The sequence below is a fragment of the Flavobacterium channae genome, from assembly GCF_021172165.1.
GTDB lineage: Bacteria > Bacteroidota > Bacteroidia > Flavobacteriales > Flavobacteriaceae > Flavobacterium > Flavobacterium channae.
In genome coordinates this window covers 1,612,042-1,626,572 of sequence record NZ_CP089096.1, presented here as the reverse complement: position 1 = coordinate 1,626,572, position 14,531 = coordinate 1,612,042, and the positions used below count along the sequence as shown (strand labels likewise).

The window sequence follows — 14,531 nt, the reverse complement described above, 5'->3', positions numbered from 1 at the left end:
TAAATGAAAGAATTATCAGTAAATCATTTAATCGGAATAAAACATATTACAAAAAACGATATTGATTTAATTTTTGAAACGGCAGATCATTTTAAAGAAGTTATCAATCGACCAATTAAAAAAGTACCATCATTACGAGATGTTACGATTGCCAACATTTTCTTCGAAAATAGTACAAGAACTAAATTGTCTTTTGAACTAGCTCAAAAACGTTTATCGGCCGATGTTATTAGTTTTTCTGCTGCACAATCTTCAGTAAAAAAAGGAGAAACTCTAATTGATACCGTAAACAACATTTTATCTATGAAAGTAGATATGGTAGTTATGCGTCACAGTAGTCCTGGAGCAGCTCATTTTTTATCTCAAAATGTTAGTGCTAGTATTGTAAATGCAGGAGATGGTGCTCATGAACATCCAACACAAGCATTACTGGATAGTTTTACAATAAGAGAAAAATTAGGTGATGTAGGTGGAAAGAAAATCGTAATTGTTGGTGATATTTTACACTCAAGAGTAGCATTATCCAATATCTTCGCACTACAAATGCAAGGTGCCGAAGTAAAAGTTTGCGGTCCTAAAACCTTAATTCCGAAATACATTGAATCGTTAGGAGTTACAGTTGAGCCTAATTTGAGAAAAGCTTTGGAATGGGCTGATGTAGCGAATATGTTACGTGTTCAAAATGAAAGATTAGATGTAAGTTATTTTCCAACTACAAGAGAATACACACAACAATATGGTGTAACCAAAGAATTATTAGAATCTTTAAATAAAGAAATCGTAATCATGCACCCAGGTCCAATCAATAGAGGAGTAGAGATTACATCAGATGTTGCAGATTCTGGTCAATCAGTAATATTAAACCAAGTTGAGAATGGTGTTGCCATTCGTATGGCAGTTATTTATTTATTAGCTAGTAAGATTAAGAATTAATTCTTATATTTATTACTCAAATTAAAAATTAGAATGAAAGTAGATCAAAAAGGACATACCACTATAATTAAAGATACTCACAATGATGTTGCAGCTTTTGTTAGTAAAATAACAAATGAATATCATGTTTTTCAAGGGCAAAATTTAATTTTAGATGTTTCTCAAGACAAAAGTATTTCCAATGCTGATTTAGCTCATTTTAAAGATTTGGCTAAGAGTCATAAAAAGGAAAAAAAATCAATGATAATTGTTACTGACGCCGTTAACTTTGATAAAGTTCCTAATTATTTAAATGTAGTTCCTTCTGTATTAGAAGCGCATGATATGATTGAAATGGATGAAATTGAACGCGATTTAGGATTTTAATAAAAGTTTACAGTCTCAGTTTACAGTATTCAGTAACTGCGACTGAAAACTGCGACTGAACACTAAAAAATGAAACTACAAATACTCGGCTGTTACGCAGCAACTCCTAGAACCATTACCAATCCAACTTCTCAAGTATTAGAAATGAAAAATCATTTGTTTCTAATTGATTGTGGCGAAGGTACGCAAGTTCAATTACGTAAGCATAAAATTAAGTTTTCTAGAATCAATCATATATTCATTTCCCATTTACATGGCGACCATTTTTATGGTTTAATTGGTTTGATTTCTACTTTTATGTTGTTGAATCGCGAAAACGATTTGCACGTTTATGGTCCAAAAGGAATTAAAGAAATCATTTTATTACAATTGCGAGCTTCTGGTTCCTATACCGGTTACAATTTATATTTTCATGAATTAGAATCTAAAGAAAGCGAAGTAGTTTTTGAAGATGAAACTGTAATTGTAAAAACAATTCCGCTTAATCACCGAATTTATACAAATGGTTATTTGTTCCAAGAAAAAGTAGGAAAACGTCATTTGAATATTGAAGCAGTTGCAAAATATAAAATTGAGAAAGTCTATTTCGATAAAATAAAATCGGGTGGGAGTGTAACATTAGATTCTGGAGAAGTAATTGCAAACGAATTACTTTCTTTTCCACCAGATCCAACAATGAGTTACGCATTTTGTAGTGATACGTTGTATGATGAGTCAATTGTTCCAATAATTAAAAATGTGGATGTATTATATCATGAAGCTACATTTTTAGAATCGGAAGCACAATATACCGAGAAAACAAAGCACGCAACAGCTAAAGAAGCAGCTAAAATTGCCAAATTGGCAAACGTTAAGCAATTGATTTTAGGACATTATTCTACACGATATGGTTCTATTGAACCTTTTAAAACTGAAGCTGAAACTATTTTTGAAAACGTATTTTTAGCCGATGATGGCAAAGAATTTGAATTTTAATATGATACAAACAGTAATTTTTGATATGGATGGCGTAATTGTTGATACCGAACCGGTTCATCATTTTGCTTATTACCAACATTTTAATGAGTTAAACATCGAAGTAACAGACGAAATGTACCGTTCGTTTACCGGAAATTCCACTCGAAATATTTTTCAAAAATTAAAAGCACAATTCGATTTACAAGAAGATGTTGAAGATTTAATCTTGAGAAAACGTCATTTGTTTAACGAAGCTTTCGATTTAAAAGAAGATTTGTATTTAATTGAAGGAGTTGAAGATTTAATTAAAGATTTACATGCCAACGGAATTCAATTAATAGTAGCTTCTTCTGCTTCAAAAGTTACAATCGATAGAGTGTTTAAACGTTTTCATTTACATCAATATTTCACCCATATTGTTTCTGGAGAAGATTTTCCAAAGTCGAAACCGCATCCTGCAATTTTTGAACATGCGGCTAGTTTATCAATTGCTCCAAAAGAAAATTGTATTGTGATTGAAGACAGTACTAACGGAATTCATGCGGCAGTTGCAGCAGGTATTTTTTGTGTTGGGTATGAAAGTTTTCATTCAAAAGATCAAGACTTATCAAAAGCAAATATTGTAATTCAACATTTTAATGAATTGAATTTTGAAAAAGTAAGCAATTTGAATTAATCATTTTTATCCTCTTGAAAAGTATGTTTGTCTAAAATTCGCTTGCTGTCTTTTTTGACTGTTTCTTCTTTTCGCATAGCCCAAAAAAAATCACTAGAAAATTTTCTAGCTTCTTCAAGATTAACAATAGGATAAGGATAATCTCTTCCCAATTCAAATCTATACAGCATTGATTCTATTGGGGTTAATTTCCAAGGTTCATGTATGAAAGCCACAGGAATATTAACTAATTCAGGCACCCATTTTTTAATAAATACGCCTTCTTCATCATGTTCATATGAATTTTTCACCGGATTATAAACTCGCAACGTATTTATTCCTGTTACTCCAGCTTGCATCTGAATTTGTGGATAGTGAATTCCAGGTTCAAAATCTAAAAACTGTTGTGCCAAGTGCGGACTACAGTTTTGCCAAGGTTGGAATAAATGATGTGTATAAAAGGAAACGACTAAAGCACGCATTCTAAAATTCAAATAACCTGTTGTATTCAAGCAGCGTATACAAGCATCAACAAGCGGAACACCCGTTTTTCCTGTTACCCAAGCTTTGTGATACTTTTCATTTACTTTCTGGTTTAAATTGCGATATCCTTTGTTTACTGCAATAAATTCCATTGAACTTTCCATTTCAAATTTTTGAATAAAATGAGCCTGCCAACGTAATCTTGAGGCAAAATTGGAAATTTGTCGCTTATATTTTCCTTGTTGGTGCAATTCCCAAGCTTTGGTATACACTTGTCTAATAGATAAGTTTCCCCATGCTATATAAGGTGACAATCGGCTACATCCTTTTCTGGCAAGTTCGGGCTTTGAAATGTGGTTACTATAATTTTGAACGCGATCTTCAAAAAATGAATTCATGTAACGCAATGCTGTAGGAACACCACCTTTTTGAAAATTTGGATTATGGATAGTTTTTATAGATGGAATTTCGAAATTATTTTCTAATTCTTCAATCTCAATATATTTGATAAAACTTCTTGATGTAGGTTGAAAGGGTAAACAGTCTTTATCCATATAATCATACCAATCTTCCTTCCATGTTTTTCTGTTTTTAATTCCTCTTATTACACCATTAGTAATGTATTCGTTCCAGATAATACCTTTCTTTTTAAATAATTCAGCTACTGCTAAATCTCTATCATAAGTTAATTTAATTCCCGTTTCTTGATGAGAATAAATTGCTTTAATAGTCAACAAATTGGTAAGCTTTTCAAAAACAGTGGTAGCTTCACCTTGAACAATTAATATTTGTGTATGGTATTTTTGTAGTTCTTTTTGAAGTGCTTCTAACGACTGTTTTATAAAATCGAAATGGCGTTTACTGTAATGATAATCTTTTAGTATTGATGGTTCAAAAATATAGAGCAGTAAGATTTTACCAGAAGTCGATAGGGCTTCATGTAAGGCTTCATGATCATGCAAACGCAAATCTCTTTTAAACCAAACAATCTTCATTTTTGAGTTTTATAGTTTTTTGGGCAAAAATTAATTTTATCCAACTGCTTCTTTGTAGACTTTTAAACAACGTTCTCTCGCTTCTTTATGATCTACAATTGGTTTTGGATAATATTCGGTTTCCAATTCTGGAATCCATTTTTTTATGTATTTAAAATCTTTATCAAATTTTTTAATTTGTTCTGTTGGATTAAAAATTCGAAAGTAAGGAGCGGCATCAACACCTGAACCTGCAGCCCATTGCCAATTTCCAACATTACTCGCCATTTCGTAGTCTAATAAATTTTGAGCAAAATACGCTTCACCCCAACGCCAATCGATAAGTAAATGCTTGCATAAAAAGCTTGCAACAATCATGCGTACGCGATTGTGCATGTGGCCTGTTGCGTTTAATTCCCGCATTCCGGCATCTACAAAAGGATAACCTGTTTTTCCATTGCACCATTTTTTGAAGTTTTCTTCATTATTTTTCCATTTAATAGCATCATATTTTACCTTGAAGCTATTTTTAGATGTATTTGGGAAGTGCCATAAAATTTGCATGAAAAATTCGCGCCAAATCAATTCATTCCAAAACGTTTCATTTTTCTCCGCAATGGCTTTTTGTATCATTTTTCGAATGGAAACTGCACCAAAACGAAGATAAATTCCTAAAAATGAAGTTTTATTTAATGCTGGAAAATTTCTTGTTGCTTCATAATTTTGAATAAGCGTTGCTGAAACATCAAATGGTGTTATTTTTATATCTGATTTTTCAAAACCAATATCCGATAATGATAAAAAAGGGTAGGAGTGTTTCGTAATTTTATCTAATTTTTCTTCAGAAGGATAATGAACAAGCTTAATTTTTCTGAAATTTTCTTTCCATTTTTTGGAATATGGTGTATAAACTACATAAGGACTACCGTCTTCTTTAACTACTTCGCTTTTTTCAAAAATAACTTGATCTTTAGAAGTTAAAAAGTTGATTCCTTTTGAAAGAAATAATTGATTCATTTCTTTGTCACGCTTGCGAGCATAAGGTTCGTAATCATGATTCGTATAAACAGACGTAATTTTATTTTCTGAAATTAGTTTTTCAAATATATCGACTGGTTTCCCATGAAAAACAGCTAATGATTTTCCGAGTTTATTCAACTCTGACTGCATTTTATCTAACTGTTCATGAATAAAAGTAACACGAGCATCATTTTTTGACAATTGAGATAAAATGTTTTCATCAAAAATAAATATAGGCAATACTTCTTCATTACTATTTAAAGCATGAAAAAGTCCAATATTATCATCCAATCGTAAATCGCGTCTAAACCAAAAAATAGTCATGTTTTGTATTTGTTATCCGTTTATTAATAAAGTCGACATTCCACCATCAACATGGAAAATTTGTCCTGAAATCCAACTGCTTTTATCACTTAATAAAAACGCCGCCATTTGCGCACTATCTTCTGGTTTCCCAAAACGTTTTAAAGGATGACGTTCGGCTGACTTTTCTTGCTTTGTTTCGTTGTTCAAGAATTTATCGGCTAACGGTGTATCAGTTAAAGATGGTGCAATTACATTTACTCTTATTTTTGGAGCATATTCTGCAGCTAAAGCTTTTGCAAATCCTTCGATTGCACCTTTTGAAGCGGCAACACTGGTATGAAATGGCATACCCATAGATGCAGCTACACTACTAAATACAACAATACTCGATTGTTCTGAAGCTAGTAAATTTGGTAAAACAGATTGGACTACTTTTATCAAACTTATAAAATTAATTTGTAAATCGGCTTCAAAAGCTTCAGGTTTTAATCCTTTGAAAGGTCGAAGGTTAATACTTCCTGGACAATAAACTAATCCGTCAATAACTGAAGGTAGAAGAGAAGTATCGATTGTATCAGTTGTTGCATCAAAAGGAATGTGAGTTGCTTTAATATCAGATAAATGCTCATTACTTCTTGAAGCTATAAAAATAGTATTTTCATGTTGAAGTTCTTTTGCTATTGCTAGCCCAATTCCATACGAACCGCCAATTAATAATATATTTTTCATGCTATTGCTCTTTAAATTCACCAAATAATTCAATTAATTTTTTTCTTCGATATTCAAATATTTCCTCCAATTTTGGTTTGACTAATATTGGATGTACCAATTGTCCAATAAACCCCATTGGAACTTTATAATCAACAATATCTTCCATTTCAACTCCTCCTGGAATTTCTTTTATAAAATGTTTGTGATGCCAAAGTGCATATGGTCCAAATCGTTGTTCATCTACAAAATATTGTTTATCAACAACATGGGTAATTTCTGTTACCCATTTTGTTGGTATCCCTAAAACAGGAGTAACAATATATTGAATTATTTGGCCTGGAAACATCGGTCTATCTGCACCAGAAACAATTTTGAATCCCATGTAATCTGGAGTAATTAATTGTAAGTTTTTTGGATCAGATAAAAGTTCCCAAGCTTTCTCAATTGTAATAGGTAAATTTTGTTTAGTATGTAAACGATATATTTTCATATAATTTTTCTGTAAAGATATAAATTTGTTTAATTTTTTTAAAAATAAATTAAACAAAAAATAATTCATTTAAGTTTATATTAACATTTCATTCTAATACAATTTGTAAATTTGAAAATCAAAAACGAAACCTATGAGAAAAATTATTGTTATGTTGGCTGTTGTTTTAGCCAATTTAGTAGTTGAAGCGCAAGTTAAGACGCCTCAATCGAGTCCTTTAGCAAAAGTGGAACAAGTTGTAGGATTGACCACAGTTCAAGTAGAATATTCAAGACCTAGTGCAAAAGGAAGAACTGTTTATGGAGATTTAGTACCTTTTGGAAAAATGTGGAGAACTGGTGCTAATGCAAATACTACTATTTCTTTTAGTGAAGATGTAAAAATTGGAGGTAAAGACTTGAAAAAAGGAAAATATGCCTTGTTTACAACACCAAAAGCTGATAGTTGGGATGTTATTTTTTATACGGATACAAACAACTGGGGATTACCAGAAAAATGGGATGATGCCAATGTTGCTTTAAAATTTACTGTAAAACCTGAAACTTTAAACAAGCCTATTGAATCATTATCAATATTTTTAAACAATTTAACTAATGATTCTGGTGTAATTGAATTGGCTTGGGAAAGAACAATGGTAGCTATTCCTTTTTCTGTTCCTACACAAGACATTGCAATGAAGAGTATTGAAAAAACATTAGCGGGTCCTTCTGCAAATGATTATTTTTCTTCTGCTCAATATTTTTATCAATCTAATGGTGATATGAATAAGGCTTTATCTTGGGTAAACAATGCTATTTCAAATTCTCCAAAAGATAGAGATGTACCATTTTGGTATTTGAGATTAAAATCATTAATTCAAGCAAAAATTGGAGATAAAAAAGGTGCAATTGCTACTGCAAAAGAATCTTTAGCTTTATCTGTAAAAGCTGGAAACGCTGATTATGAAAAAATGAACAAAGACAGCATTGCTGAATGGTCAAAATAAAAGTTAAAAGTTAATTCAAACAAAAAGTCCCGAAATTGCTTCGGGACTTTTTTATTTATCCATAATCCTAATATTTATAAACAAAAAAGCCTTGAATTTCTTCAAGGCTTTTTTGTTTTTCATAGCAAATGTTTCCCAATTATTAGAACGATAACTTGACAGTTAACTCGAAATCGTCATAGATAGTTTTGTCTCCTAAGTCAGAGAAGAAACTTCCTGAACCGTATTTGATATCATATTTAGTTCTGTCAACTTTTAAAGTTGTAGAAGCAGTGTTACCAGCTACAGTTAAGTCAAATTTGATTGATTCCGTTTTTCCTTTGATAGTTAAATCAGCAGTTACAGCGTAAACTCCATTTCCTTTTTCACCAATTGATTTGAAAACTAATGTAGCAGTTGGGAATTTTTCAACTCCAAAGAAATCATCAGATTTTAAGTGACCATCTAAATTTGCTTTTCCTTTTCCGTCTAAATCTGTAGTGTTGATAGTAGTCATGTCAACTGTAAAGTTTCCACCTACAACTTTTTTTCCTTTGAAGATTAAAGCACCTTCTTTTAAAGTAATTGTTCCTTCATGAGAACCTGTTACTTTTTTTCCAACCCAGTTGATAGTACTTTTAGAAGCATCTACTTTTTTTGATGTTTGAGCAGTAGTTGCGAATGATACAAAAGCTACAAGAGCTAAAGCGATTGATTTTAAATTTTTCATGTTTTTAAAAAATTGTTTAAATGTTAATTAATTGTATTAAATAGTAGTAAATAATTCTTGTTTTGGTTTTCTTACTTTTACGTAATGTTGTGTTGCATCTTCTTCATGTCTGTAACCAATTGGCGCTACTAACGAAGCGTTTAACCCTAATGCATTTAAACCTAAAATTTCGTTGTATTTTTCAGGTTCAAAACCTTCCATTGGTGTAACATCGATTTTTAATTCGGCAGCAGCATTAATTAAGTTGGCCATTGCTAAATACGTTTGTTTTGATGTCCAAACGGCTTTTTGCTCAACAGGTAACGGTACAATTTTAGATTTCATAAAGTCTGAATAACCTTTTAAATCCTCAACAGACAATCCTCTTGTAGCAGCAATATTGTTAACATATTCGTCAATATGACTTTCTTGAACATCCACAATGTTAGCAAATACGAATAGGTGAGAGGCTCTACAATTTGAGTTTGTCCCCAAGAAGCAGGTTGTAATTGTGCTCTTATTTCAGGGTTTTCAATAATGAATACTTTGTATAATTGTAATCCGTAAGAAGAAGTACTTAATTGGATAGCTTCTTTTAAGGTTTCTAAATCTGATGCAGATACTTTTTTAGTTGCATCGAATTTTTTTGTGGCATAACGCCATTTTTGATTTTCTATAAAATGACTCATAGTAAATGTTGTGATTTTAATTTCTAAATTTTTCAAGCAATTCGTTTAATACTTCTAATTCTTCAACAGTCAAATTTTTAGAGAAAGCACGTTCGTGAGCTTCTACTAAAGGATCTAGTTGCAATAATAATTCCAAACCTTTTTCAGTAATGGTAATTTCCATTTTTCTGCGATTGTTTGGACAAACTTCTCTCAGTACTAAATCTTTTAATAACAATTTGTCTACTAATCGTGTGGTGTTACTTGTTTTAGCAATCATGCGTTCTTGTATCATACACATATTAGCAGGTTTTCCTTTTTGTCCTCTTAAGATGCGTAACACATTAAATTGTTCAGTGGAAAGGTCAAATGGCTTTAATATCTCATTAAACTTTTCCGAAATGACATTTTGAGTATACATTACATTAAGTAATGTTTTTTTCTCAATTGCCATTGGTGAGTTAGGTTTTATGATTTCTTCTATTCTCATTTGATGTTGTAAAATTTGTATGTACAAATGTAGTAAATATTTTATTTGTATGTACAAATGTTTAATAAATTTTTGTTAAAGTTTTAAAATTGTATTTTTTGATAGTATTTTTGAAAAAAAAATAAAATGACAAACTTAGATCAAAACACGTGGTGGAGCCAGTTTTTGCAAGATGCAAACGGTGTAATTGTAGATGTTCGTACCGAAGATGAGTTTAATGCAGGTTATATACCAGGAGCAATAAATATTGACATATATAAAGGACAAGGATTTATATATAGGGTAGAGGAGTTGGACAAATCGAAAAATTACTATGTGTATTGTGCAGCTGGCGTGCGTAGTGCCAATGCTTGTAATGCTATGGAACAATTAGGTTTTGAAAACACTTTTAATTTAGTAGGAGGTTTTTCTAATTGGGATGGACCAGTTGAATAAATAACTAAATCCGCTGTAAGGCGGATTTTTTATTTTTATAATTCGTAAATCTCAATTGGCAAATTATCAGGATCTGAAAAAAAGGTAAATTTTTTGTTGGTGTATTCGTCAACACGAATTGGTTCTGTTGTAATGTTTCTTGAAGTTAAAAACTGTATTTCTTTTTCAATATTTTTTACACCAAAGGCAATATGTCTTAATCCTGCAGCTTCTGGCCTTGAGGTTCTTTGTGGTGGATTTGGAAAAGAAAAAAGTTCAATTACATATTGTCCTTTTAATGATAGGTCAAGTTTATAAGATTGTCTTTCTTGTCGATAAACTTCTTTTTCAATAGTAAATCCTAAAATTTCTGTATAAAATTGTTTTGACTTTTGATAGTCAGAACATATTATAGCAATGTGATGTAACTTTTCTATTTGCATTTTCTCGTTGATGAATAGTTCTTTGTTGTATACAGTTTTTATTTAAAACGTAATTTGATTTTATTTAGTAATTCAATTAGTTCTTTCTGAAAAGCTGCAACAATAAATAAGGAATAAAATATCAATACAAACCATAAACCTATATCAGAGTAAAATAAGTAAAAAAGTAAATTTTGTTTCAAAAAGTTTATTTTCTTTCCATTTTTTTCAAAATCAATTTGAACTGGAAGTTTTTTTTCAATGATATACTTTTCCCCTTTATTGATTGAAAATATTGTTTTGTCTTTATTTGGTTTTTCTGCTAAACTATATTGATTAATTACAAGATTATTTTCTGAGAAGTAAAAGTCAAAATCTAATCCTCTTCCGCCAGTTGCCTGATATGTTAAATATTTTCCGTTTTTGTCATATAAAAAAATTCGATTCCAATGACTTGAGCCTAAATAAATAGTATCGTTTTTTTCAATTAAACCTTGAAAACCAATTAGAGGTAATTCAAAATTTGAATTTTTATATTTAGTATGCAGCAGGGTGTTATTTATCAAAAATAAAATTCCGATAAAATACACTACAATTGAAATATAAAATACATTTTTACGTGTCATTTTATCAAAATTTTTGATAATGGTCCTCGGCTATAAAATTGTGGCGAAAAACCACAGACCGAGCGATACCAAATATAGAATAGTACTGAACTAGCCATTGAAGCAAACCGCTGTTATCTCTATAATAATTCCGCAAGTACCCTTTTGCACTTAAAGTACTGTATTTATTGACTTTATAAAAAATACTAAAGCAAATTTAAGCATAAAAAAGCATCAAAATACTTGATTTGTTGTACCAATTGTTGTACCTTAGTACTCCGTTGCACTAGAATGAAACACTAGTAAAATCGATACTTTCACTCGTTTGCACCGCTTTACAAATATAGTACAACATTTCTAATATTCTATAATTATGGCATCTATTAAATTAATACTACGCACCAACCAGAAAGATCAAACAGGTAAAAGCCCTTTGTACATTAGAATTATAAAAGATAGAAAAACGAAATTTATCACTGCCGGACTCAAACTTAAAGAAAGTGATTGGGATGAAGCAAAGCAGAGAGTAAAGAAAAGCTATCCTAATAGCGCGCGAATGAATGCTGCACTTGCTCAAAAAATTGCCGATGCTGAAGGACAAGTTGCCGACATGGAACGAAAAGTAAAAACCGTTTCCATTAAAAAACTAAAAGAAGCCATAAAAGGTAAAGAAGTACCAAATTTCTTCGAGTACTCACGTAAACATTGTGAACGAATCAAAAACAACGTTTCCATTTCAACCTATAAAAATTACCATGCCTATTTAGATAAGTTCGAAAAATGGGTAGGAACCAAGGAGGTTTATTTTGATGACATTACAGTTTCATTATTAATGGACTATATGAGTTATCTAAGCAACGAACTAAAAAACGGAAATACAACACAACGTTATTCGATTATGATTTTGGCGATTATGTTTAAAGAAGCTATCAAAGAAGACTTAATTCCTGAATACATGTATCCGTTTAGTAAGTTGAAATTAAAGAAAGACCCAAGCAGAAGACAGTTTTTAAAGAAAGAGCAATTCGAAGCGATTATCAATTATAAACTAGATGAAAAATCAAAAGCGAGTGTATATCGCGATATGTTTATCTTTTCAATTTTCGCTGGAGGATTACGATTCAGTGATGTATTAGAATTTCAAGTAAAACACTTCAATGAAGAAGAAAGAAGAATACAAAAAGTAATTCGCAAAACAGGAAGAATGCATCAGTTTAAAATTGGTCAGTTAGCATTGGACATCATCAACAAGTACAAAAAGGAAGATGCAGAACAAGACGACTTTATATTCCCTGTAATCACAAATAAAGAGCTGTATTTAAAGAATGATGAATACCGTTATACTTTTATTGAAAGTGCCAATAAAGCAGCTAATTTTCAATTACAGCGCATAGCAAAGAAATTAGAAATTCCAGTAAAAGTAACATTTCACATAAGCCGCCATACCTTTGCAACCAATGCTTTAAATAACGGAATGAGAATTGAGCACGTTTCAAAACTAATGGACCACCGCGATATTAGCACAACCCAGGTATATGCTAAAATCATTTCAGAAGAATTAGACAAAGCGGTTGACAACTACATCTACTAAAACAGAACGAGAGTAATTACTTCAAAAAATTACTCTCGTTTTCTTTTTCGAAGGTAAATTTTATCCTTTTTTACTCCTGAATTCCAAAAACCTAGCAAATACAAGCCCTCGCAATTTTGTTGAAAACTTGTACGAAAAACAACGCAAAGCGGTACTGAATTTGTTCTAATTTTAGGCATCCCAAATATTAAAAAAAATCCAAAATCATATTGAAATCAACTTGAAGTATACCTGAACTTCAAGCAACTATACCATTTCAAGTAGTGACATTGGAAAAAGTGTAACCAAATAACAAATAATGAACAAATTTAACACCGGCAAAAAACGTGAACTTGAAAGGGCAAAACATCAAAAAATCATTATTCTCAGAATGGAGAACTATCGACACAGCACAAAGTGCAGCTTCTATTTTTGACATTACGCACGACCAGGAACCCACACTGGAAAACTATTGTATTGCTTTACTTGAAAAAGTATTTACAATCCCACAATCCCAACTACCCGAATTCATTAACTACCAACTCCAAATTGCCCAAGACGGAAACACTTGGTTAAACAAGTTCGAAAAATTATTAGCCAACAATGAAGAACTATTCTTTAGTCAAAAGGCATTGAGTAGATTCAATAAATTGTACAACATAATCGAGAAAAAACGAACAGAGCTGCAATCTTCGAGCATAAAAGAAACCAAACAAAGTACTCCAAAAAGGTTAATCAATGCCGAATCGGAAGATCGTTATTTTTCATTTTTTGAAATCAAACAACAGGTTGAAAAAATGGAATCCTTCAATGATCAAATTTTATTTTTAAACGAAGAAATTTTCGAATACCGACAAGCCGACATCATTTCAATAAACAGTAAACTACATTCTTATGACCAACAATGCGTTCAGTTGATTGAAAAATTACAAACGCTTCGCAAAATGCGTTCGGAAATTGAGAAAGAAAAAGAACTAGAACTGGAGAAAAAACTAATAACTAAAAAACTAAAATTTAACGGAAACCTAAACCAATTAGTAGATATATTCTACCAACTAAGTCGCGAACTATTTGTTGATGGAAAATCATTTATTGATGCTTCCAATGGCGACATAGTAAATATGATCGTCAATAACTTTATCGACAAAGACAACAACGAAATAAGTCCCCAAACAGTCGAAACCATCCTCAAACCATCACGAGGCGATAAACGACCAAAGACCCACAAACGAATAGACCTCGATAACTTCCTCTAAAAAATAATAGTCCCTTGGGACCCGTTTGGGACTAAGGGACTTTTTTTTACTTCACAATTTTGCTCCATAATCTTTTAAAAACCACGAAAATGGAAGCAATTATTTTAACAAAAGACCAGTACAATGACTTAATGGCAAAATTAGATGCAATTCAAAGCCAACTAAACACCAAGCCAGACCCAAAGAAAGAAACCTTCTTAGACAATCAAGAGTTCATCATGCTGATGAAAATCTCCAAACGCACAGCACAAACCTGGAGAGATGAAGGTAAAATCTCATTCAGTCAAGTAGGAAGCAAAATCTACTACAAACTTTCTGACGTTGAAAAACTACTACAAGAACACTACAACAAATCATTCAAAGGAAAATAGTATGAAATCGCAACTTAACAACTGCTTTTTTATAAAAAAAAATCCAATAAAAATAAAGCGATTCTTTATGACAATTAAAAAATCAAATAAAAACTACCATAAAAAAAAATGTAATGGAACATGTGAGGTATGTGACTGTAAAACAGGAACAACCACTAAGACTTTTC

At 31.3% G+C, this 14,531-nt stretch carries 17 protein-coding genes and 1 pseudogene; 9 read left to right on the top strand and 9 right to left on the bottom strand.

From position 1 onward, the window contains the following. Positions 1–3: 3 nt before the first annotated feature. From LOS89_RS07505 to LOS89_RS07490, 4 genes are all read left to right on the top strand, one after another. Positions 4–933, top strand: coding sequence for an aspartate carbamoyltransferase catalytic subunit (locus tag LOS89_RS07505; protein ID WP_231834666.1), 930 nt, complete (start codon positions 4–6; stop codon positions 931–933). Between the two features lie 33 nt (positions 934–966). After that, entirely contained in the window at positions 967–1,299 is a 333-nt protein-coding gene (locus LOS89_RS07500) for a ribonuclease Z (protein ID WP_231834665.1), read from the top strand. A gap of 69 nt (positions 1,300–1,368) precedes the next feature. Beyond that, the gene (locus LOS89_RS07495) at positions 1,369–2,274 is read left to right on the top strand and encodes a ribonuclease Z (RefSeq protein WP_231834664.1); all 906 of its coding nucleotides are present in this window, start codon (positions 1,369–1,371) and stop codon (positions 2,272–2,274) included. A 1-nt stretch (position 2,275) separates the two neighbouring features. After that, positions 2,276–2,932, top strand: coding sequence for an HAD family hydrolase (locus tag LOS89_RS07490; protein WP_231834663.1), 657 nt, complete (start codon positions 2,276–2,278; stop codon positions 2,930–2,932). On the opposite strand, the gene LOS89_RS07485 is transcribed toward LOS89_RS07490, so the two are convergent. Genes LOS89_RS07485 through LOS89_RS07470 form a run of 4 tightly spaced genes read right to left on the bottom strand, consistent with a single transcriptional unit; the run spans position 2,929 to position 6,895 of the window. Further along, positions 2,929–4,389 (bottom strand): FAD-binding domain-containing protein, encoded by a 1,461-nt coding sequence (locus LOS89_RS07485; protein WP_231834662.1) that lies wholly within the window; start codon positions 4,387–4,389, stop codon positions 2,929–2,931. The two genes, LOS89_RS07490 and LOS89_RS07485, sit on opposite strands and share 4 nt — an antisense overlap. A gap of 36 nt (positions 4,390–4,425) precedes the next feature. Next, complete coding sequence (locus tag LOS89_RS07480) at positions 4,426–5,712, bottom strand: cryptochrome/photolyase family protein (protein ID WP_231834661.1); 1,287 nt, start codon at positions 5,710–5,712, stop codon at positions 4,426–4,428. A 12-nt stretch (positions 5,713–5,724) separates the two neighbouring features. After that, positions 5,725–6,423: an SDR family NAD(P)-dependent oxidoreductase gene (locus LOS89_RS07475; protein WP_231834660.1), complete on the bottom strand. Its 699-nt coding sequence runs from the start codon at positions 6,421–6,423 to the stop codon at positions 5,725–5,727. Between the two features lies 1 nt (position 6,424). Continuing rightward, a complete protein-coding gene (locus LOS89_RS07470) occupies positions 6,425–6,895 on the bottom strand; it encodes an SRPBCC family protein (RefSeq protein WP_231834659.1) in 471 nt (156 codons plus the stop codon). 133 nt (positions 6,896–7,028) lie between these two features. Between LOS89_RS07470 and LOS89_RS07465 the strand changes: the two genes are divergently transcribed. Further along, positions 7,029–7,880: a DUF2911 domain-containing protein gene (locus LOS89_RS07465; protein ID WP_231834658.1), complete on the top strand. Its 852-nt coding sequence runs from the start codon at positions 7,029–7,031 to the stop codon at positions 7,878–7,880. 142 nt (positions 7,881–8,022) lie between these two features. Here the strand turns inward: LOS89_RS07465 and LOS89_RS07460 are convergent, their stop codons facing one another. From LOS89_RS07460 to LOS89_RS07450, 3 genes and pseudogenes are all read right to left on the bottom strand, one after another. Continuing rightward, positions 8,023–8,589, bottom strand: coding sequence for a YceI family protein (locus LOS89_RS07460; RefSeq protein ID WP_231834657.1), 567 nt, complete (start codon positions 8,587–8,589; stop codon positions 8,023–8,025). A gap of 36 nt (positions 8,590–8,625) precedes the next feature. Further along, a pseudogene (locus tag LOS89_RS07455) lies at positions 8,626–9,257 on the bottom strand (NAD(P)H-dependent oxidoreductase). Positions 9,258–9,273: 16 nt separating this feature from the next. Then, entirely contained in the window at positions 9,274–9,726 is a 453-nt protein-coding gene (locus LOS89_RS07450; RefSeq protein ID WP_231834656.1) for a MarR family transcriptional regulator, read from the bottom strand. Positions 9,727–9,852: 126 nt separating this feature from the next. Between LOS89_RS07450 and LOS89_RS07445 the strand changes: the two genes are divergently transcribed. Continuing rightward, a complete protein-coding gene (locus LOS89_RS07445) occupies positions 9,853–10,161 on the top strand; it encodes a rhodanese-like domain-containing protein (protein WP_231834655.1) in 309 nt (102 codons plus the stop codon). A 35-nt stretch (positions 10,162–10,196) separates the two neighbouring features. On the opposite strand, the gene gloA2 is transcribed toward LOS89_RS07445, so the two are convergent. Both gloA2 and LOS89_RS07435 read right to left on the bottom strand, forming a co-directional pair. Next, entirely contained in the window at positions 10,197–10,583 is a 387-nt protein-coding gene (gene gloA2, locus LOS89_RS07440; RefSeq protein ID WP_231834654.1) for an SMU1112c/YaeR family gloxylase I-like metalloprotein, read from the bottom strand. 38 nt (positions 10,584–10,621) lie between these two features. After that, positions 10,622–11,188 carry a hypothetical protein gene (locus LOS89_RS07435; RefSeq protein ID WP_231834653.1) on the bottom strand — a complete coding sequence of 189 codons (567 nt, stop codon included), beginning with the start codon at positions 11,186–11,188 and terminating at the stop codon, positions 10,622–10,624. Positions 11,189–11,540: 352 nt separating this feature from the next. On the opposite strand from LOS89_RS07435, the gene LOS89_RS07430 reads away from it, so the two are divergent. The 3 genes from LOS89_RS07430 (at position 11,541) to LOS89_RS07420 (ending at position 14,364) form a co-directional block, all read left to right on the top strand. Further along, positions 11,541–12,758, top strand: coding sequence for a site-specific integrase (locus LOS89_RS07430; RefSeq protein ID WP_231834652.1), 1,218 nt, complete (start codon positions 11,541–11,543; stop codon positions 12,756–12,758). A 326-nt stretch (positions 12,759–13,084) separates the two neighbouring features. Next, positions 13,085–13,993: a hypothetical protein gene (locus LOS89_RS07425; protein WP_231834651.1), complete on the top strand. Its 909-nt coding sequence runs from the start codon at positions 13,085–13,087 to the stop codon at positions 13,991–13,993. 89 nt (positions 13,994–14,082) lie between these two features. Further along, positions 14,083–14,364, top strand: a complete 282-nt coding sequence (locus tag LOS89_RS07420) for a helix-turn-helix domain-containing protein (RefSeq protein ID WP_153200096.1) — start codon at positions 14,083–14,085, stop codon at positions 14,362–14,364. Positions 14,365–14,531: the final 167 nt, after the last annotated feature.

What these genes read in the sequence shown, in the direction of transcription:
- LOS89_RS07505 (WP_231834666.1), top strand. Translation starts at nt 4, where the DNA reads ATGAAAGAATTATCAGTAAATCATTTAATCGGAATAAAACATATTACA.
- LOS89_RS07500 (WP_231834665.1), top strand. Translation starts at nt 967, where the DNA reads ATGAAAGTAGATCAAAAAGGACATACCACTATAATTAAAGATACTCAC.
- LOS89_RS07495 (WP_231834664.1), top strand. Translation starts at nt 1,369, where the DNA reads ATGAAACTACAAATACTCGGCTGTTACGCAGCAACTCCTAGAACCATT.
- LOS89_RS07490 (WP_231834663.1), top strand. Translation starts at nt 2,276, where the DNA reads ATGATACAAACAGTAATTTTTGATATGGATGGCGTAATTGTTGATACC.
- LOS89_RS07485 (WP_231834662.1), bottom strand. Translation starts at nt 4,389, where the DNA reads ATGAAGATTGTTTGGTTTAAAAGAGATTTGCGTTTGCATGATCATGAA.
- LOS89_RS07480 (WP_231834661.1), bottom strand. Translation starts at nt 5,712, where the DNA reads ATGACTATTTTTTGGTTTAGACGCGATTTACGATTGGATGATAATATT.
- LOS89_RS07475 (WP_231834660.1), bottom strand. Translation starts at nt 6,423, where the DNA reads ATGAAAAATATATTATTAATTGGCGGTTCGTATGGAATTGGGCTAGCA.
- LOS89_RS07470 (WP_231834659.1), bottom strand. Translation starts at nt 6,895, where the DNA reads ATGAAAATATATCGTTTACATACTAAACAAAATTTACCTATTACAATT.
- LOS89_RS07465 (WP_231834658.1), top strand. Translation starts at nt 7,029, where the DNA reads ATGAGAAAAATTATTGTTATGTTGGCTGTTGTTTTAGCCAATTTAGTA.
- LOS89_RS07460 (WP_231834657.1), bottom strand. Translation starts at nt 8,589, where the DNA reads ATGAAAAATTTAAAATCAATCGCTTTAGCTCTTGTAGCTTTTGTATCA.
- LOS89_RS07450 (WP_231834656.1), bottom strand. Translation starts at nt 9,726, where the DNA reads ATGAGAATAGAAGAAATCATAAAACCTAACTCACCAATGGCAATTGAG.
- LOS89_RS07445 (WP_231834655.1), top strand. Translation starts at nt 9,853, where the DNA reads ATGACAAACTTAGATCAAAACACGTGGTGGAGCCAGTTTTTGCAAGAT.
- gloA2 (WP_231834654.1), bottom strand. Translation starts at nt 10,583, where the DNA reads ATGCAAATAGAAAAGTTACATCACATTGCTATAATATGTTCTGACTAT.
- LOS89_RS07435 (WP_231834653.1), bottom strand. Translation starts at nt 11,188, where the DNA reads ATGACACGTAAAAATGTATTTTATATTTCAATTGTAGTGTATTTTATC.
- LOS89_RS07430 (WP_231834652.1), top strand. Translation starts at nt 11,541, where the DNA reads ATGGCATCTATTAAATTAATACTACGCACCAACCAGAAAGATCAAACA.
- LOS89_RS07420 (WP_153200096.1), top strand. Translation starts at nt 14,083, where the DNA reads ATGGAAGCAATTATTTTAACAAAAGACCAGTACAATGACTTAATGGCA.